General features: G+C 69.5%; 18 protein-coding genes. 2 read left to right on the top strand and 16 right to left on the bottom strand.

Features of this window, described 5'->3' with window-relative positions; all coding sequences use genetic code 11:
- Window positions 1-397: 397 nt before the first annotated feature.
- A complete protein-coding gene (locus ACWCYO_RS15085; protein WP_405000695.1) occupies window positions 398-880 on the top strand; it encodes a hypothetical protein in 483 nt (160 codons plus the stop codon).
- 139 nt (window positions 881-1,019) lie between these two features.
- Entirely contained in the window at window positions 1,020-1,937 is a 918-nt protein-coding gene (sigJ, locus tag ACWCYO_RS15080; protein WP_449784480.1) for an RNA polymerase sigma factor SigJ, read from the top strand.
- An 80-nt stretch (window positions 1,938-2,017) separates the two neighbouring features.
- Here the strand turns inward: sigJ and ACWCYO_RS15075 are convergent, their stop codons facing one another.
- The 16 genes from ACWCYO_RS15075 to ACWCYO_RS15000 all read right to left on the bottom strand — a co-directional run bounded on the left by ACWCYO_RS15075 (window position 2,018) and on the right by ACWCYO_RS15000 (window position 17,619).
- The gene (locus ACWCYO_RS15075; protein WP_270146358.1) at window positions 2,018-2,386 is read right to left on the bottom strand and encodes an antibiotic biosynthesis monooxygenase family protein; all 369 of its coding nucleotides are present in this window, start codon (window positions 2,384-2,386) and stop codon (window positions 2,018-2,020) included.
- A 114-nt stretch (window positions 2,387-2,500) separates the two neighbouring features.
- On the bottom strand, window positions 2,501-3,349 hold the full coding sequence (locus ACWCYO_RS15070; RefSeq protein ID WP_270146356.1) for an NAD(P)H-binding protein: 849 nt from the start codon (window positions 3,347-3,349) through the stop codon (window positions 2,501-2,503).
- A gap of 78 nt (window positions 3,350-3,427) precedes the next feature.
- Window positions 3,428-3,973, bottom strand: coding sequence for a flavin reductase family protein (locus ACWCYO_RS15065; RefSeq protein ID WP_333493487.1), 546 nt, complete (start codon window positions 3,971-3,973; stop codon window positions 3,428-3,430).
- A 62-nt stretch (window positions 3,974-4,035) separates the two neighbouring features.
- Window positions 4,036-5,334 (bottom strand): cation:proton antiporter domain-containing protein, encoded by a 1,299-nt coding sequence (locus ACWCYO_RS15060; RefSeq protein ID WP_270146353.1) that lies wholly within the window; start codon window positions 5,332-5,334, stop codon window positions 4,036-4,038.
- A gap of 29 nt (window positions 5,335-5,363) precedes the next feature.
- A complete protein-coding gene (locus ACWCYO_RS15055; protein ID WP_270146351.1) occupies window positions 5,364-5,849 on the bottom strand; it encodes a nitroreductase family deazaflavin-dependent oxidoreductase in 486 nt (161 codons plus the stop codon).
- Window positions 5,850-5,853: 4 nt separating this feature from the next.
- Window positions 5,854-6,324: a cupin domain-containing protein gene (locus ACWCYO_RS15050; RefSeq protein ID WP_270146349.1), complete on the bottom strand. Its 471-nt coding sequence runs from the start codon at window positions 6,322-6,324 to the stop codon at window positions 5,854-5,856.
- 44 nt (window positions 6,325-6,368) lie between these two features.
- Window positions 6,369-7,877, bottom strand: coding sequence for an FAD-binding oxidoreductase (locus ACWCYO_RS15045; RefSeq protein ID WP_270146347.1), 1,509 nt, complete (start codon window positions 7,875-7,877; stop codon window positions 6,369-6,371).
- 52 nt (window positions 7,878-7,929) lie between these two features.
- Window positions 7,930-9,618, bottom strand: coding sequence for an NAD(P)/FAD-dependent oxidoreductase (locus tag ACWCYO_RS15040; RefSeq protein WP_270146345.1), 1,689 nt, complete (start codon window positions 9,616-9,618; stop codon window positions 7,930-7,932).
- 64 nt (window positions 9,619-9,682) lie between these two features.
- Window positions 9,683-11,143: an FAD-dependent monooxygenase gene (locus ACWCYO_RS15035; RefSeq protein WP_449784479.1), complete on the bottom strand. Its 1,461-nt coding sequence runs from the start codon at window positions 11,141-11,143 to the stop codon at window positions 9,683-9,685.
- Between the two features lies 1 nt (window position 11,144).
- Window positions 11,145-12,089 carry an aromatase/cyclase gene (locus tag ACWCYO_RS15030; protein ID WP_449784478.1) on the bottom strand — a complete coding sequence of 315 codons (945 nt, stop codon included), beginning with the start codon at window positions 12,087-12,089 and terminating at the stop codon, window positions 11,145-11,147.
- 32 nt (window positions 12,090-12,121) lie between these two features.
- The gene (locus ACWCYO_RS15025; RefSeq protein ID WP_270146339.1) at window positions 12,122-12,907 is read right to left on the bottom strand and encodes an SDR family NAD(P)-dependent oxidoreductase; all 786 of its coding nucleotides are present in this window, start codon (window positions 12,905-12,907) and stop codon (window positions 12,122-12,124) included.
- A gap of 72 nt (window positions 12,908-12,979) precedes the next feature.
- Window positions 12,980-13,243, bottom strand: coding sequence for an acyl carrier protein (locus tag ACWCYO_RS15020; protein ID WP_270146337.1), 264 nt, complete (start codon window positions 13,241-13,243; stop codon window positions 12,980-12,982).
- 40 nt (window positions 13,244-13,283) lie between these two features.
- On the bottom strand, window positions 13,284-14,501 hold the full coding sequence (locus tag ACWCYO_RS15015) for a ketosynthase chain-length factor (RefSeq protein ID WP_449784477.1): 1,218 nt from the start codon (window positions 14,499-14,501) through the stop codon (window positions 13,284-13,286).
- Window positions 14,498-15,754: a beta-ketoacyl-[acyl-carrier-protein] synthase family protein gene (locus ACWCYO_RS15010; RefSeq protein ID WP_270146334.1), complete on the bottom strand. Its 1,257-nt coding sequence runs from the start codon at window positions 15,752-15,754 to the stop codon at window positions 14,498-14,500. The genes ACWCYO_RS15015 and ACWCYO_RS15010 overlap by 4 nt, the downstream gene beginning before the upstream one ends.
- A gap of 27 nt (window positions 15,755-15,781) precedes the next feature.
- Complete coding sequence (locus ACWCYO_RS15005; RefSeq protein WP_449784476.1) at window positions 15,782-16,111, bottom strand: TcmI family type II polyketide cyclase; 330 nt, start codon at window positions 16,109-16,111, stop codon at window positions 15,782-15,784.
- Window positions 16,112-16,152: 41 nt separating this feature from the next.
- The gene (locus ACWCYO_RS15000) at window positions 16,153-17,619 is read right to left on the bottom strand and encodes an FAD-dependent monooxygenase (protein WP_270146330.1); all 1,467 of its coding nucleotides are present in this window, start codon (window positions 17,617-17,619) and stop codon (window positions 16,153-16,155) included.
- Window positions 17,620-18,062: the final 443 nt, after the last annotated feature.

The raw sequence follows: 18,062 nt of genomic DNA, 5'->3' as shown, positions 1-18,062 counted from the left end.
CCGATGTCTGTACGGTTGTCCGTGACGGTTGTCCGTGGCGGTCGCGTACGGGCGGGGCCGATGGCTGTTCCGGAGCACGGACCAGTCAGACTGTGTGCCCAGGGCGCGCGAGCGCTCCGGTCGGGTGCAGGGGTGTGGAGAGGACTGCCGCCTACCGCGAGTGGGTACGGCGGCGCATGACGGGTAAGGAGCACGTCCGGTGGGCGCCGGGCGTGCGGGGGTCTGTCGATTCCGGCGAATTCCGGTGAGGATGGTCCGAGTGTCCGAGGCGCAGGACGGCTTCGACGAGGCGGCGGGTGGCTCCCGCAGGCCCGCCGAAACCGCACGCGGGGGTACGGGAGCGGGTACGGGTCGTGGTCGTCGCGGTGGCGAGAGGCGGGGTGAGGGACGCGTGGGGGTGACCTACAAGTACTTCGGCGCACCGGACCGCGCGACCGCCGCCAGAGTCCCCACCGCCCTCGGTCCGGGGGGCCTCGGCCTGGACGCCGGCGAACTCGGCTCGCTGGGGCGGCTCGGCGACCTGATGGAGACCAGCGGCTCCCCCACCGGCCACCTCTCCACCAAGATCAAGCCGGAGACCATGAGCGCCATGGTCCTCACCGGCATCCAGGGCGTCCCGCTGCACCAGGTGCCGCCGCTGGAGCTCGTCGTGCTGCACCCCGACTACGCCGTCGTCCAACTCCCCCACAACGTGGTCGAACCGCTCCGCAAGGCGGACGAGACGGAACTCGGCGCCGCCGCCTTCATCTGGTCCACCGTCCCCGACCGCCGCGGTCCGCGCGACGCCTTCGTGATCTACACGATGCTGCACGAGTGGCAGGACTTCGCGAACCGGCTGCACGAGGCCGGGCACCAGCTGTACTGCCTCGTCTGGCCGTGACGGGCGGAGGTCGGGGCGGCGACTCCTGACCGGCCGTCAACCACGATCCGTCGGGCGACGGCGAGCGCCCGCGACCGGATGTCACACTCGGCGCCGCCCGGGACTCTTAGGAGCGACGACCCCGCAGGAGGACTGACGCATGCCCATCCAGCCGACGAGTGACTCGCCGACCGCCGCGTTCACCGAGCACCGTGAACTGCTCTTCTCGGTCGTCTACAACCTGCTCGGAAGCATCGCGGACACCGAGGACGTCCTCCAGGAGACCTGGATGTCCTGGACGAAGCGGCACGAACAGGCGGAGACGGTGCAGATCGAGAACCCACGCGCCTACCTCGTCCGGATCGCCGTCAACCGGGCGCTCGCCCGGCAGACGACCATGACCCGGCGCCGCGAGGTCTACGTCGGCCCCTGGCTGCCCGAGCCCGTGGTCAGCAGGTGCGTCGACACCCCGTCGGCCACGGACGCCGCGGCTCCGGCCCTGCAGGCCGAAGCCGTCTCGATGGCGATGCTGGTCGTACTGGAGACCCTGACCCCGCTGGAGCGGGCGGTGTTCGTCCTGCACGAGGTGTTCGACTACGCCCACACCGAGATCGCCGGCATCCTCGGACGCACCCCCTCGGCGATCCGCCAGTTGTCCCACCGTGCCCGCGAGCACGTCCACGCCCGACGGCCGCGCTTCCAGACGGACCCGCGGATACGCCGGCAGGTGACCGAGCAGTTCCTCGCGGCCGCGCTCGGCGGCGATCTGGCGACGCTGCTGCAGTTGCTGGCGCCCGACGTCACGATGTGGACCGACGGCGGCGGCAAGGCGCGGGCGGCGGGGCTCCGCCCGATCCTGGGGCGCGACAAGGTCGCCCGGTTGCTCGCGTCAGTCGCCTCCCGCCCCCCGAAGGGGCTGGACATCCGCTACCGGCACGTCAACGGCGATCCGTCCGCCCTGCTCTTCTCGGACGGCGCACCGTACGCCGTACTCGTCATCGAACTGACCCCGGTGGGGGACCAGGTCATCGGCGTCTACGCCGTGACCAATCCGGACAAGCTCAACCACGTGGACTGAGCAACCGTGGAAAACACGAAAAAGCCGGGCGGAACAGGGGTGCCCCTGTTCCGCCCGGCGGCTTCGTTGCCCATCGATCGTTATGCGACACAAACCCCGTCGATGGAGACCTTCTCCAGTACGTGCGGGTAGGCGACCATACCGTCCGGATAGGCGGAGGATGCCTTCTTGAAATTCGGGTTGTTGAATGCCTCGAGGAGCGCCTCGGTGGACTGCCACACCGCGATGTTCACCAGTGTGTGGCTATTGCCCGTACCGCGGTGCAGCTGCGTCGAGATGAATCCCGGACAGCTCTTCATGAACTTGGCATCGCCCTCCCAGATGGCCAGCACCTCCTCCATCTTCCCCTCGGGAACGATGAAGGTGTTGATGAGCACGATGGGGCCGGTCTTCTCCTGGAGCTGCGACATGAAGTCCGTCGACTTGTCCAGCTGGTCGATCCTGATCACCGGTGATTCGCCTTCCGATTCGGAGTACAGCAGGAGAACAGCAGTGTGCGGAAACGTGCCGGAAAAACGCCTCGCCCGCTGCCCCGGGGGTAGGCAGCGGGCGAGGCGGAACCATCAGGCGAACACGCCTGAGTGGTCGGCGACCCACTCGGCGAACGGCCGGGCCGGCTTCCCGGTGACCGCCTCGACACCGGTGCCCACGTGCGCCTCACGGCCCACCGACTCCGCCTGGAGGGCCAGGATCGAGTCGGCGATGGGCTTGGGGGTGCCCTGCGCGAGGATGGCCTGGAGCGCCTGCTCCGGGGAGAGCTCCTCGAAGCGCACCGGGCGGTCCAGCACCTGGGCGATGATCTCCACCATCTCGACCCGGGTCAGCGACTTCGGGCCGGTCAGCGAATAGGTCGCACTGAGGTGCTCGTCGGTCAGCAGGGCGCGCACGGCGGTGGCCGCGATGTCCCGCTCGTGGATGGGCGCCGTGGTGCCGTGGCCGTACGGAGCCCGGACCACGCCGGTCGCGCGGATCTGCGGACCCCAGAGCCCGATCAGGTTGGTGGCGAACTCACCCGCGCGCAGGATCGTCCACTCCAGCCCGGAGGCGACGACCGTCTCCTCGATCTGCTTGTGCCAGGCGGCGATCGAGTCGGTCTGCTCGGCGACGCCGTCGACGACGACGTCGGAGGAGAGCATCACGACGCGCTTGACGCCACGCTCACGCGCGAGCTCCAGCAGACCGGCGGTCGAACCGCCCACCGCCGCCGGGTTGAGGAAGAGGCCGGAGACCCCGGAAAGGGCCTCGGCGAGGGATTCCGGGGAACTCGGGTCACCACTGACGACCTCGACGCCTTCCGGGAACTCCGCCGACTCCGGATTGCGCGTGACCGCGCGCACCGGAACGCCCTCCTCGACCAGGTGCTCGACCAGCGCACGACCGACATTTCCGGTTGCACCGGTGATCAGAAACATGAATCCTCCTTGGCTGTACGTCAATCCATCATTGCTGCACGGAAGTTCAGTCATACCGATGCTACAGCCCGAAGAGGCTCACCCGTCCATGATTGGATGAAAAGGGCTCGGCTCATCCTCGAGAGCTCCCATCGAGCCCCGGAAGAAAATCAACGGATCGTGGTTCCGTCGGGGCTCCCCCAGCTCCACCACCTCACCCATGAAGATGGTGTGGTCGCCGCCGTCGAATTCGTTCACGAGCCGACAGGAGAGATAGGCGAGCGCCTCACTGAGAACCGGAAGACCGTGCTCCGAACGATGGTGCGCCACATCGTCGAAGTTCGCGGTCCGACGCCCCGCGAACGCCCAGGCCAGTTCCTCCTGGCGACCGGTGAGGAAGTTCACCACGAACCCGCCCGAGCGCTGCACCACTTCCCGGATGCGTGAATCCCGGTGCAAGCAGAACAGCACCAGCGGCGGGTCGAGCGAGACCGAGGTGAACGAGTTGACGGTGGTGCCGACCATCCCCTCCCGGTCACCACTGGTGATCACGGTCACGCCAGTGACGAAGAGTCCGCAGGCGTCGCGCAACGCCCTGGGCGCGATCGGCCGGGCCGGCGCCGGCGACTGTTGCGATGGAACCACGAGGAGGCCCCTTTCTCCCTCCGCACGACCGCCAGTCGAGCCGGTCGACCGGAGAGTCGCTGCTAGATACGGGTTTCGGTCAGATCTCGTCGCCGGCTCGGGAGCGGTTCGGGCTCCAGGACGGGCGGGCCGACCGGCAGGAGCGGACCGGCCAGGGCGGTGGTGAGGAGCGCCATGATCACCATCATGGTGAACATCTGGCCGTCCAACACTCCCAGGCTCGCTGCGGCGTTGAGGATGATCAGCTCGGTCAGGCCCCTGGTGTTCATGAGCAGTCCGAGCGTTCTGGACTCCGCCCAGGACAGGCCGAAGAACTTGGCCGGCACCAGCGCACCCAGCAGCTTTCCCGCGCAGGCCACCGCGACGATCAGCGTCAACTCCAGGTACTGGTAGGCGCCCAGTCCTCCGATGTCGACCCCGAGGCCGATGACGACGAAGTAGACCGGCAGCAGCAGCGTGCTGACGTGCTCCAGCGGCGGGTGGAGCCGTTCCTTCAGCAGGTGCGCCGGCTCCCTGGGCATCACGAAGCCGAAGAGGAACGCCCCGAAGATCGCGTGGATGCCGATCCAGGTGGTGAGCCAGGACGAGAGGAACACCCCGGCGCACAGGAGGAGCAGGAGCGGCCGCCACTGCTGCCGGGCCACCAGCCGTCCCACCAAGCCGGCCAGGAGTGGCCGGACGACCAGGAACATCAACGCCACGTACACCGCGCTGAGCAGCCCGACCTGCAGCAGGCGGCCGTTCCCGTCGGCGGTCGCCAGCGCCGACACGTAGGCCAGCAGGCACCAGGCGAGCAGATCGTCGACAGCCGCACTGGCCAGGGCCAGCACGCCCACTCTGGTGTGGCTCAGCCGGTTGTCCTTGAGGATCCTGGCCAGCACCGGGAACGCCGTCACCGACATCGCCGTGCCCATGAACATGGCGAACGCGGTGAACGAGATGGGGCGTCCGTCCGTCTCGTGGTGGTTGCGGTACAGCACGGACGCGATCGCGGTCCCGCAGGCGAAGGCGAATCCGACGGAGGTCAGCGAGACCATCGTCGCCGTCCCCTTGTGCGGTCTCAGCAGGTTCTTGTCGAACTCCCAGCCCACCATGAACATGAAGAGCATCAGACCCACCTGCGCCACCGCGTTGAGGAGCGGACGGACCTCGGCGGGAAAGAGCCGGTGCGGCAGGTCCCCCGGCAGGTGCCCGAGCAGGCTGGGCCCGAGCGCGATTCCGGCGACGATCTCGCCGATCACCACCGGCTGCCGGAACCGGGTGGCCAGTCTTCCGAACACCAGACCGGTCAGCAGGACCGCCGCGGCCCCGGCCAGCATGGTGGCGAGGTGCAGGTCGGCTGCTGTCGCTGGGCTCTTCATCAACGTCCCCCTCCCCGTAGCCGGTGCGATCAGTCGGTGGGCGTCAGCACGACGATCGGGAACAGACGGCCGGTCTTGGTCTCGAACTTGCCGTAGAGCGGGAAGATGTCGACCATCCGCTTCCAGAGCCGGTCGCGCTCGGCGCCGGCCGGCAGTTCCCTCGCCGTCACCTTGAACTTGTGCCGGCCCACCTCGACCACCGCGTCGGGGATGGCCCGCAGGTTCAGCGCCCAGGCCGGGTGCACCGGCTCCCCGCCGTAAGCACCGCAGATGATGTAGCGGTCTCCGTCGGGCACGTAGCCCAGGGCGCTGGTACGAGCGATGCCGGTCTTCCGGCCGCGGGTCGTGATCAGGAGGACCGGCAGCTCGCCGAAGCGGCCGGCGACCTTTCCGCCGCTGGCCCGGTAGACGGCCACGTTGGCGCGCACGATGGCCCGGTTGACCAGCCGCTGCGCCTTGGACGGCGGTTTCTTCCGGTCGTTGGGCCCGATCAGCTTCTTCTCCGTGTCCTGCACGACCTCAGTTCCTCTCCTGATCGGGGAAGGCCACGATGCGGTGGCGGGTCGCGAGTTCCTGCATCTGCGACCAGTCCGCCGGCGGATCCTGCTTCATCAGCGTGCTGAGTTCCTCGAAGAACCGCTCGATCCCGCCCGGGGTGGTGACGCAGAGCATCCTGCCGGGCTCGTCGAGGGTGTTGCGGAAGGCGTGGACCACCCCGCGGGGGCCGTAGACCACGGTGCCGGCGGGCGCCCGGTGGACCACGTCGCCCAGGTGGATCTCGAACTCGCCCTCGACGATGTAGAACGCCTCGTCCGTGTCCTCGTGGACGTGGAAGTGCGAGCCCTGGCCCGCGGGAACGGTCACCTCGTAGAACGAGTACTGGCCGCCCGTGTCCTCGCTGCGCAGCAGGAAGCGACCGGCCTCCTCGCCGGACCAGGTGATCGGCTCGACCTCGTCCGAGTGGACGACCCGGCCGGGGGACGTGGTCATCGTGTGCTCCTCTCCATGGTTGGCCGGATCCGTGGCCGGCACCGTCAGCTGATGCTCTGTGCGAAGGAGAAGGCGCCGTACGGGTCGTACTTGGCCTTGATCGCGGCGAGCTTCGGGTAGTTCTCGGCGTAGTAGGCGGTCCGCCAGTCGGTGAGCGCCGGGTCGATGAAGTTCTGGTACGACTCGCCGTTCGAGTACGGGCTGATCGCGTTGAACCCAGTAGTCGCCCACTGCCGCGCGGCGGCCGCCGTCGTGTCGGCGACCGGGGCGGTGGCGACCGATCCGACGTAGTTGACCAGGTACAGGCTGTCCCGGTGCACGTACGCGGTCTGGGTGCGGCTCAGGTCGTTGACCGCACCGCCCAGCGCGATCACCTGGAGCCGGTAGCTCGGTCCGGCCTGGCGTCCGGTGTCGAAGACCGCGACGGCCGCCTCCCAGACGCTGCGGTCCACCGGCCCGGAGAACATCCGGTTCCGCTCGACGCCGAACGGGTGCCGCGGCAGGACGCCCTGGCTGGTCGCCCCGATCCGGTGGCACTGGGCCACGGTGTCCGTGGCGCAGCCGTAGAACCCCATCATCAGCGCCTGGTACGGGACCACGGAGGTCTGCTGCCCGGTCGGCGTCGCGATCATCGAAATCAGCCGGGTGACCTCGGAGTTGAGTTCGGTGGTGGTTCCGGCCGACACCAACAGGACCGCGACGGTCGGCGTGTTGGTCGCAGCGGCGTCGTCCAGGTTGATGCTGACCGCCCCGCTGATGGTGCGCGGCGCGGACACCAGCCAGCGCGTGAAGCCGTCCAGGGTGTCGACCGCGTGGTCGTAGCTCCAGGTCAGGCTGGCGACGGCCAGCTGGGTCAGCGCGGTGGGCTGCACGGTGTACGAGGTGACGATGCCGAAGTTGCCGCCGCCACCGCCCTTCAGGGCCCACAGGAGGTCGCTGTTCTGGCTCGCGGAGGCGGTGACCTGGCTACCGTCGGCCAGCACGACCTGCGCCGAGGTGATGCTGTCGCAACCGAGGCCCAGTGGACGGGTCAGCATGCCGATGCCGCCGCCCTGGAGGTAGCCGCCCGCCGCGACCGTGGGGCACATCCCGCCCGCCAACGCCAGCCCGGCCGGGGCCAGGCCGTTGGTGATGTCGACCAGTTCGGCGCCGGGGCCGATCGTCGCGCTCGTCCCGGACACCGTGACCGAGTTGAGCCCGGAGACGTCGATGACCAGTCCCGGGGTGGTCGAGTACCCGCCCAGGCTGTGGCCACCGCTGCGGACCGAGAACGGCATCGCGTTGCTCTGGGCGAACCGCAGGCAGGCCGCCGCGTCGGCCGGACTCGCGCAGTAGGCGATGGCCCGCGGGTTGATGATGTCGTACTGCATCAGGTCCAGCTGCTTGGCCGTCCCGTAGTTCGCGCTGGACGGCAGCACGAGCTGCCCCTGGAGGGACGACGCGAGCCTGCTCCACTGGGGGCAGGCGGTGTCGGCGAACACCCCCTTCGGATCCAGTGCCGTCAGGGCGATGGCGGCGGCCGTGGCTTCCAGGACGCTTCTTCGTCTGATCATGGTGGTTCCCCCGTGCTTGGTGGTTCGGTCGGCGTTCGGCGGTGCCTGCGGGTCAGAGCAGCTTCTTGCCCTTGGCGGTGGCCCTGATCAGGCCGCGCAGGTTCTCGTCGCCCAGCTCGCGCATCTCGGGCGGGCCCTGTCGCGTCGCCCAGTGCATGAACTTGATCATGGTCATGGTGGTCGGGGCGATGAAGCGCTTTCGCGGATCCTTCCAACCGAAGGTCGGATTCACGATGTCCGAGTCCTGGAGGAGGCGGAAGACGATGTTCGCCGCCTCGTCTCCGTCCAGCTCCCCGACCTCGTACTTCTCGCAGGTTTCCGCGGTGGCCTCCAGCAGCGCCTTGAGCTTGTCGCTCTCGGGCCACCAGAGCCCGGTGTGCGGAGCGTTCTCCAGGTCGATGAAGTGCTGCGGGTTCTTGTTGTCGAGTTGGAACCGGAGCCGCGCCCGGGTCAGCCGCATCACGCCCGGGGTGATCAGGGCGCCCCAGACCCGGAACACCGCGTTCCACAGCTTGAAGTGCGAGAACGAGATGAACGAGCTGTTGACCAGCATGTCGTTGAAGTGCAGGAGTCCGCGTTCCAGCTCGTCGACGTACTCGAACCGCTCGACCGCGAAGTCGTCGTCCTTGAGCGCGTCGAGGATGCGGTAGCTGAGCGCGTTGACGACCTCGAAGGTGTTGGACAGGCCGCGCGAGTAGAGCGGGTCGATGAAGCCGGCCGCGTGCGACATCAGGCACCAGCGATGGCCGATCGAATGCGTCGAGGAGTACTGCAGACGATCGGTCGAGACCCACTCGCGCACCCGGTGCGCCCCCGCGAACTGGCGCTTCACCGCCGGGAACATGTCCAGGTAGCGGTTGAACTCCTCCTCCGGCGTGAGATCGGCCGGCTTCGGGTAAACGCGCTCGTCGAAGGTGAGACCGACGCTGCAGAGCGGGTTGCGGGAGTCCTTGTAGTTGTCGAACGGGATGATCCAGAACCAGCCCCGGTCGATCAGGTGGTGCATCGTCCCGTTGTGCCACGGCACCGGCGGGCGCAGCTCGGCCGGGTGCCGGCTCACGTCGTCGAAGGGCTTGATGCCGACGTAGTGGGTGAACAGCGAACGCGAGTGGTGGTTGAACCTGGCAGGGGTCTCGCGCAGTTGGAACTTCTCGGCGAGCAGCGAGCGGAACCCGCTCGCGTCGATCAGGAACTTCGCCCGGAACGCCTCGCCGTTCTGCCCGGTGACGGTCACGCCGTCGTCGTCGAAGGCCAGGTCGGCGGCCCGCCAGTTCTGCCGGGTCGTGCAGCCGTACCGGGCCGCGACGTGGAACATGTAGGAGTCGCTGTCCTGACGGAACAGGTGCGCGGCTTGGGAGAGCAGCTTCGGGAGGACCAGCTGGGTGGCCTCGCGGGGATCGGGCTCCTGGTCGGGACGGTGCAGCATGAAGCCGAAGTGCTGCTTGGTACCGAAGTGCGGGCCGATGTCCCGGGTGGTGGCCTGCACGCTGAGCAGGCTCTTGATCTCGGGAACGTCGTAGCGGTCCGCCAGGATGTGCAGCCATTCGACGAGCTGCGGGGTCATCGACTCACCGACCGCGAACCGCGGATGCGCGGCCGCGTCGGCCAGCACGACCTTGGCACCGTTGCGGGCCAGGATCGCCGCGCTCACGGAGCCCGCCAGACCCGAGCCCAGGACGAAAACGTCACAGTGCTGGACCTTGCCGGAGTCCCGAGGTGCTGCCGGAACCTTGCTGGGCATGATCGGACCTCTCCTTCGAATGGCTGTGTGGTGTCTCGATGCGTGCACTGGGGCGTGACACGCCTCAGGCGTCCGGCGTGCCGAACCAGCGCCGCAGTGCCGGCCCCGGGTCGGCGACCGCGTCACCGGCCCACGCCAGATGACCGTCCGGACGCAGCAGCAACGTGGCTTCCGGAGCGGGCGAGTCCGGTGCGGCCACGGCCGCGACCAGACGGACGCGGCCCGGCCAGCCGGCGGTCGTCCGCTCCAGCTCCGTCCGACGCCGCGGATCGCCGGACAGGTCCAGCAGCACGCCCCGGGCGGGGCGCAGCAACTCGGTGGTACTGGTGGAGCCGTCCGGCGTGACGAGGTCGAGGTGCGGCACGCGCCGGCCTTCGAACGGCTCCCCTTCGTCTCCGTACCGGATGTCCAGGCCGCTGATGACGCTGCCGAGGTGGGCCCGGACCCGGTCGTACGCGAGGAGCTCGGCGGTGACCGCGCGGACCGCGTCGACCTCCGGGCCGCCGAGCAGCAGCTGCGTCTGGGCCTCGATGGCGGACAGCACCCGGCTCCCGACCGGGTGCCGTTCGCCGTGGTACGTGTCGAGCAGCCCGGCCGGCGCCCTGCCGCCGACCTCGGCGGCGAGCTTCCACCCGAGGTTCACGGCGTCCTGCAGACCCACGTTGAGGGCCTGTCCACCCACCGGCATCTGCCGGTGGGCCGCGTCCCCGGCCAGCAGAACCCGTCCACGGCGGTACTCCGCCGCCTGGCGGGCGGTGTTGCCGAAGGCGTTCAGCCACAGCGGCACGCCGCCGCTGATGTCCTCTCCCGTCACCGCGGCCCAGCTCCCGACCAGTTCCGCGTACGAGGGCTCCGCCGTGCGCTCGGCCGCGGGGCGCCCGAACTCGTGGACCATGATCCGGGTGATGCCGTCCGGGCGACGGGCTGCGATGGCGAGCCCCGCCGGCGTCCTCTCGAAGCGCCGGTTCGGCACCTCGATGCCGGCCACGTCCGCCCGGAGCAGTTCCCGAGTGGCGTCGGTGCCGGGGAAGGCGAATCCGGCCAGTCCGCGCACGGTGCTGTGCTCCCCGTCGCAGCCGACCAGGAACTCGCCGGTGAGCGTGCCCGGGCCCGCCTCGGTGACGTACTCGACCTCGACCCGCTCGTCCACCTCTCGGACGGCCCGGACCTCGTGGCCACGCCTGAGTTCCGCGCCCAGTCCGAGCGCCCAGGAGGCCAGCAGTTCCTCCAGACGGGTCTGCGGGACCTTCCACTGCCCCCGGTAGCGGGTCGGCGGGCCGCTCAGTTCCATGGGCAGCCCGCCGAAGTGCCCCAGCACGTCGCACGCCGGGTTGCCGAGCGGCTCCACCAGCCCGCGGTGGTCGAGCAGTTCCATGGTGCGGGCGTGGAGGGTGGAGGCCCGGGACTCCGTGGTCGGTGCGATCAGCCGCTCCAGCACGACCACCTCGGCGCCGCCGAGCCGAAGCTCCCCGGCCAGCAGCAGGCCGACCGGCCCGGCACCGACCACGATGACCTGGGTGTCCACGTCAGCGAAGTCCTTCGGCGTGGTCCTTGGCCAGACCGAGGGTCGCCCTGCTGTTGGCACCGAGCGCGTTGCGGACGAACTCCCGGGCCCGGGCCAAGTCGGCCTCCGCACCGAGGACCTCGGCGATCCTCTCGCTGTTGATCACCACGGTGTGCTGGGAGGTGGCCCGCACGCCGTCGCCGTCCTCCTCCAGCACCCACCGGCCGGTGTGCAGGGTCATCAGGGCCGGCAGGGTGATCTGCTTGTAGACGATCCGCTCGTTGGGGAAGCAGACCCGCACGGACTTGGTGGTGTGGGTCGACCCGTCCTTCGTCCGGGTGTCCATCTCCAGGAGCTGCAGACCGGGCGAGGGCTCCTGGAAGTCGACCCGCGCCACGTGCGGCAGCCGCTGCTGCCAGTGCTGGGCCTCGTTGAGGAAGTCGTAGACGTCCTTGGCCGAGCCGTCGATCCGCACGGTGTCCTCGAAGGACAGGAGCCGGTCCTGCGCTCCCGTCATGAGCTCGGCGTTCGCCTTGAGGGCGATGAGCTCCGAGCGGGAGTTGCGGTCCACCGCCTGGTCGATCCAGGTCAGACCGGCCGGATCGTCGTCCACTGCGCGGTAATCGTGCAGCAACCGGACCCGGCACTCGTCGGCCGAGATCGGCTCGATGACCCAGGCGCCGCCCATCGCGGCGACCGGGGCGGCCGAGACCTCCTGGCGGAAGTCGATCCGCAGCGCCTCACGGTCGAGGGAGCGGCGGGAGACCCAGCTCTTGGCGTCACCGTTGACGGTGGCCCAGATCCGGATGCGCTCCTCGGCAGCGCCCTGTTCCAGGACTTCGACGTGGACGGTCGGCGGAAAGAGCTGCGGCCAGTTCGCCACGCCCGCGATGAGCTGGTAGACGTCGCCGGCGGGGGCTCGCACGGTGGTCTCGTGCGTCACTTCGCGAAGGCCGGGCTGCGCCATGATGTCCTCCTTGTTCCGGTGGTTTCCGCTGCTCAGAAGTTGCCGAGCCCACCGCAGACGTTGATCGCCTGGGCCGTGATCGAGGCGGCCGTGTCGGTGGCGAGGTAACCGACGAGTCCGGCGACCTCCTCGGGGGTGGAGTACCGGCCGAGCGGGATCTTCGCCTGGAACCGCTGCAGGATGGTGTCCGGCGTGGTGTCGTACGCCGCCGCGTAGCCCTCACGGACGCGCTGCGCCATCGGGGTCTCGACGTAGCCGGGGCAGACCGCGTTCACGGTGATCCCGGTCGGCGCCAGCTCGTTGCCGACGGCCTTGGTGAAACCGACCACACCGTGCTTGGAGGCCGAGTAGGGGGCACCCAGCACGACTCCCTGCTTCCCGGCGGTGGAGGCGATGTTGATGATCCGCCCGTGCCCGCGCGCCAGCATGCCGCCGGCCTCGAGCACCTCGCGCGTCATCAGGAAGACGCTGGTCAGATTGGTCTGCAGGACGTCGAGCCAGAGCTCGTCCTCGAGCTTCGCCGTGGGGCCGCCGCCGCTGCGCCCGGCGTTGTTGACGAGCACGTCGACCCGGCCGAAGCGGTCGACGGCGCCGGCGACGAAGGCCTTGACCTGCGCGGTGTCCCGGACGTCACACACCGTCCCGTCGACCTCGAAGCCCTCCTCGGACAGCTCCTTGACCGTGGCCCGCACGGCGTCGGCCGAGCGCGCACAGATGTACACACGGTGCCCCTGTTCGGCCAGTTGCCTGGCCGAGGCGCGTCCGATGCCGCTGGTCGCTCCGGTGACCAGGGCTACCCGTCGTTCCTCCAACGCCATGTCCTCTCCTCGAAAGCCCGGTTCCTGCGGGTGGATCAGTCCGGTTCCGCCAGGGTGGGCGGCCCGGCTCGGTCACGCCGTACGAGCCGCGGCCAGTTGCTCGTTGACGGCCGCGATCAGCGCCCGGGGGCCCGGGGAGTCGCTCAGCGTGTTGTCGTCGAGGCGGATCCCGAAGATCTGCTCGATGCGGCTTCCGGTCTCCAGCAGGGCGAGCGAGTCGTAGCCGAGCTCGTCGAAGGCGAGGTCGAGGATGTCGCCGTCGAGGTCGACGCCCTCCTGCTGCCCGGCTGCCTCCCGCAGAATGCGGCGAAGGTCGTCGATGGTGAGTTCCTGCACTGCCGTCTCCTTTCGTTCTCGGTGTGAGGCGGTGGATCCGTCAGTCGGCTGCGCGACGGACCACCATCGCGGAGTTGAAACCCCCGTGGCCGCGGGCCACCACAAGGGCGGCGCCCACCGGCAAGACCCGGGGCTCGTCGATGACCAGGTCCAGCGCGTAGTCCCCGGACGGGTCGACGTTGGTGGTGGGCGGGATCAGCCCGTCCCGGATGGACAACAGTGCGGCGGCGAGGTCCAACGAGGCCGCACCGGCATGCAGTCGACCGGTCATCGTCTTCGGCGCCGTGACCGGCACCCCTCGCGGACCGAAGACCGCACTCAGGGCATCGGCCTCGATCCGGTCGAGTTCAGGCACCCCCGCCGCATCCGCGAACACCACGTCGATCTGATCTGGCGTCATCTCTGCTTGGGACAGCGCCCGTTCGATGGCGCGCTGCAGCCCGGGGGCACGGCCACTGCCGGGCTTGGGGTCGAAGGTCGAACCGTGGCCGGCGATCTCGCCGTAGATCCGGACACCTCGCGCCCGGGCGGTCGCCGCGTCCTCCAGGACGAGCATCGCCCCGCCCTCACCGGAGACATGACCGGCGGCTTCGGCGTCGAAGGGCCGGTAGGCCCGGTCCGGTTCGTCGCTGGTGCTCAGTCGCCCGCCGGCCAGTTGGGCGACCCAACCCCACGGGCAGATCGAACCGTCCACGCCGCCGGTCAGCACCAGGCGGGTGCCGTTGCGGATCTGGCGGCCGGCTTGAGCCACCACGTCCAGGCCGCCCGCCTGGTCGGACACCAGCACGCTGCCCGGCCCGCGCATCCCGTGCCGGATCGAGATCTGGCCGGTGTTCACCGCGTAGAACCAGGCGAACGACTGGTACGCGCTCACGTACTGGCCGCCCTTGCTCCACAGGTTCTTCAGCTCGCCCTGGCCGAACTCGAACCCACCGGCCGAGCTGGCGGTCACCACTCCCAGGTCGAACCGGGCCCACTCTTCGGGCCGCACCTCGGCGTCCGCCAGAGCCCAGTCCGAGGCGACCAAGGCCAGTTGGGTCATCCGATCGGTCTGCGGAAGCAGCCGACTCGGCAGGTGGTCCTCCGGCACGAACCCGGACACCTCCCCGGCCAGCCGGGCCGGGTAGCCCTCCGCGTCGAACCTCGTGATGGCCGCGAGGCCGCTGATCCCCTCCCGCGTCGCGGCCCAGTACTCCTCCGTGCCGAGGCCGTTCGGCGCGGTGATGCCCAGTCCCGTCACCACTGGCGTCGCGTTCATCCCGCCCTCCTCAATGCCATCGCACTCTGGAACCCTCCGAAGCCGCTGCCGACCGTCAGCACGGAGTCCGTCCGGTGCTCCCGGGCGTGCAGCGGGACGTAGTCCAGGTCGCACTCGGGGTCTGCGGTGTGCAGGTTCGCCGTCGGAGGCACGACGTTGTTCTCGATCGCGAGCGCGCAGGCCGCGATCTCGATGGCCCCGATGGCGCCCAGCGAGTGCCCGATCATCGACTTGATCGAACTCACCGGGACCCGGTAGGCGTGATCACCCAGGCTGTGCTTGAAGGCGGCCGTCTCGTGCCGGTCGTTCTGCTTGGTCCCGGAGCCGTGCGCGTTGACGTAGTCGATCTCCTCCGGGTTCAGCTGCGCCTGGTCCAGTGCCACCCGGATCGCTTCGGCCATCTCCCGACCGTCCGCGCGCAATCCGGTCATGTGGAAGGCGTTGCAGCGAGTGGCGAAGCCGGACACCTCGGCGTAGATGTGCGCTCCGCGCCGCTTGGCCCGCTCGTACTCCTCCAGGACGAACATGGCGGCGCCCTCGCCGAGCACGAAGCCGTTGCGGCTGCGGTCGAAGGGCCGCGAGGCATGTTCCGGATCGTCGTTGCGCGGCGTCGTGGCCTTGATCGCGTCGAAGCAGGCCACCGTGATCGGGGAGATCGGGGCGTCCGAGGCGCCGGCGAACATGATGTCGGCGGTGCCCTCGCGAATCAGCTCGGTCGCGTAACCGACCGTATCCAGCCCCGAGGTGCAGCCGGTGGACACCACCGTCGCCGGGCCCTCGGCGCCCACCGCCCAGGCCACCTCACGTGCGAAGGAACTCGGCACGAGGTAGTCGTAGAGGTGCGGAACCGCGTAGGTGTGATCGACCAGGTCGAGTCGGCCGCTGTCGCTGACCACCCGGTACTCCCGGTCCAGCCCCGTGGTGGCGCCGACGGCGCTGCCCACGCTGACCCCGGTCCGGTAGGGGTCCAGCTCCGAGGATTCGAGCCCGCTGTCGGCCAGCGCCTCGGCGGCGGCCACCACGGCGAACTGTGCGGCCCGGTCCATCCGGCGGATCTCCTGCGCGCCGAGACCGTGCGCCTCGGCGTCGAAGTCGATCTCGCCCGCCACCCGGGAACGGAACGGTGACGGATCGAAGAACGTGATCCCCCGGGTGGCGGTACGGCCTTCGCTCAGCAGGCTCCAGAAGTTCTTGACTCCGACTCCACCCGGTGCCAGAACGCCGACCCCGGTTATCACTACTCGCCGCCTCATCGGCGCATCCCCTCTGAATAGCGCTGGTCAGGAATTCTTGGACCAGGTGTAGAAGCGCGTCGCCATGGCGTCGGCCGGCGATCGCCAGGTCTCCGGGTCGTAAGCCCCGATGTACGGCTTGAGGTCCTCGCTCACGTTCACGAAGAGCGGATTGTTCTTGGCCGCCTCGATCGCCGACCCGCCGTTATCCGAATCGAAGTCCTGTAGGTGGAAGTAGAGGCCACGGTAGAAGAAGAGCTGGCGTCGCCGGGTCCCCATGAGATCCGGCATCTCGGTCCGGTCGAACTCCCGGAAGATCTCCGCGACATCGCCGCTTGCGGACGGATCCATCCGGGCCACGATCAGCGTGCTGTGCATGAGCAGTCTCCCTCGTGAATGCGGTTCAGGTTTCCGCGTACTCAGGCGGCGGCGCCGAACCAGCGGTTCAGTCCGTCGGTCAGTGCGCCACCGTCCGGCGCCGCCCAGGCGACGTAGCCGTCGGGACGGACCAGCAGTGCCGTCGTCCCGGCGAGCGGGCCCTCGTCGGAGGGTTCGGCCGGTACGCAGCTGATGATGTCGATGCGGTCGGCCCAGGGCTTCGCGGACAGCTGCAGGTCGGCGTCGCCGCCGAGGTCGATGAGGACCCCGCGCCCCGCGTGCAGGAGTTCCACCGTGCCGGTGCGGCCGCGCGGCCCCACCAGTTCCCGGGGCGGGACCCGTCGGCCGAGGAGTGGATGACCGCCGTCGCCGACCTGGTAGCCGAGGTCCAGCCCGCTGACCATGCCGGCCAGATGACGGCCGACCTCGGGGAACTCCATCAGCTCGGCGAAGACCCGGCGCAGCGGTTCGATCTCGGCGCCGCTCAGGTAGAGCAGTCCCTGCGCCTGGGTGTTCGTCAGCAACCGGGCACCGGCCGGATGGCGCTCGGCGTGGTAGCTGTCCAGCAGCCCCTCCGGGGCCCAGCCCCGCACCTGGGCGGCGAGCTTCCAGCCGAGGTTCATGGCGTCCTGCACGCTGACGCTGAGTCCTTGGCCGCCGGCGGGCAGGTGGGTGTGCGCGGCGTCGCCGACCAGCAGCACCGAACCCTTGCGGTAGTGGGTGACCTGCCGGGTCGCGTCGCCGAACGAGCTGACCCACAGGGCGTCGCCGCCGTGGATCGAGTCGCCCGTCAACCGCTGCCAGGCGTCCGCCACCTCGTCGAAGGTGGGCGGTTCGGCCCGCCGGCGCGGCGGCGTCCCGCGCTCGCAGACGATGATGCGGTCCACGCCTTCGCGCAGCGGGGCCGACATGACCATGCCGCCGGGCACCCGCTCGCCGATCTGCCGAGCCCGGAGGTCGCAGCCGGCAACGTCGGCGAGGAACATCTCGATGGTCGCGTCCGTCCCCGGGAAGTCGAAACCCGCGAGGCGACGCACGGTGCTGTGCCCGCCGTCGCAGCCGACGAGGTAGCGACAGCTCAACGTCCGGATGCCGTCGGGCGTCTGGGCGGTGACCTCCACCCTGGCGCCGTCGTCGGCGAGACCGACCACCGTCCAGCCCCGGCGAACCTCGACTCCCACCGACGCCGCCCACGCGCCCAGGACCTGCTCGGTCCGGGTCTGCGGTATTCCGCGGGCGCCGAAATGAGCCCCGGGCAGGACGCTGTAATCCAGCGGTATGCCGCCGAAGTGCCCCGCCGGGCTGATCGTGATGTCGCCGAACATCGGCAGCAGGCCGCGCTGGTCGAACAATTCCATCGTACGGGCGGTGAAACCCAGCCCTCGGGACTCTCCGGAAGGCTCCTCCAATCGCTCCAGGACGACGACGTCGACTCCGCCGAGCCTCAGCTCGGCGGCCAGGGTAAGGCCCGAAGGGCCCGCACCCACGACAATGACTGAGGAATCCACGCTTGCCCCCTCGAGGCGGCAGAAAGGTGGCACAAAAAGAGCCCGGGAGTCGCCGCGAAGGGAATGTTCGGGAAACTCACAGGGCTTCTGCAGTCAGGCTCTGGATTCGGACACAGTTCGACTGCCGGGAAAAGCGTGACACTTCTCAGCGAGGACTGTCAACGTCGATCTTCCGCCCAGCGGAACCGCGAGCCGAAAAACGAGAACGGCAGCGTGCGTCCTGCGCACACTGCCGTGGTCCACGCGGAAGTCTCGGGCGACCTCGCTGCCGGCCCTCACCGGCCCTGGCCCTCAAGACGCCTGTCTCAAGGCACACTTGAACCGGCAGGACTAGCGTGACACTCGGTCAGCCGCATGTCAACGGCCACCTCCGGAGGGCCGACATCGCCCCTGCGGAAGCCGAACGGCCCGAGGGCGCACCGACCTTGGTCGGAGCGCCCTCG

Source organism: Kitasatospora sp. NPDC001683 (assembly GCF_053596495.1).
This window is presented reverse-complemented; position numbering and strand designations above follow the sequence as displayed.

Coding starts and splice junctions, on each gene's coding strand:
- sigJ (WP_449784480.1), top strand. CDS start 1,020: ATGCCCATCCAGCCGACGAGTGACTCGCCGACCGCCGCGTTCACCGAG.
- ACWCYO_RS15070 (WP_270146356.1), bottom strand. CDS start 3,349: ATGTTTCTGATCACCGGTGCAACCGGAAATGTCGGTCGTGCGCTGGTC.
- ACWCYO_RS15060 (WP_270146353.1), bottom strand. CDS start 5,334: ATGAAGAGCCCAGCGACAGCAGCCGACCTGCACCTCGCCACCATGCTG.
- ACWCYO_RS15050 (WP_270146349.1), bottom strand. CDS start 6,324: ATGACCACGTCCCCCGGCCGGGTCGTCCACTCGGACGAGGTCGAGCCG.
- ACWCYO_RS15045 (WP_270146347.1), bottom strand. CDS start 7,877: ATGATCAGACGAAGAAGCGTCCTGGAAGCCACGGCCGCCGCCATCGCC.
- ACWCYO_RS15040 (WP_270146345.1), bottom strand. CDS start 9,618: ATGCCCAGCAAGGTTCCGGCAGCACCTCGGGACTCCGGCAAGGTCCAG.
- ACWCYO_RS15030 (WP_449784478.1), bottom strand. CDS start 12,089: ATGGCGCAGCCCGGCCTTCGCGAAGTGACGCACGAGACCACCGTGCGA.
- ACWCYO_RS15025 (WP_270146339.1), bottom strand. CDS start 12,907: ATGGCGTTGGAGGAACGACGGGTAGCCCTGGTCACCGGAGCGACCAGC.
- ACWCYO_RS15015 (WP_449784477.1), bottom strand. CDS start 14,501: ATGAACGCGACGCCAGTGGTGACGGGACTGGGCATCACCGCGCCGAAC.
- ACWCYO_RS15010 (WP_270146334.1), bottom strand. CDS start 15,754: ATGAGGCGGCGAGTAGTGATAACCGGGGTCGGCGTTCTGGCACCGGGT.
- ACWCYO_RS15005 (WP_449784476.1), bottom strand. CDS start 16,111: ATGCACAGCACGCTGATCGTGGCCCGGATGGATCCGTCCGCAAGCGGC.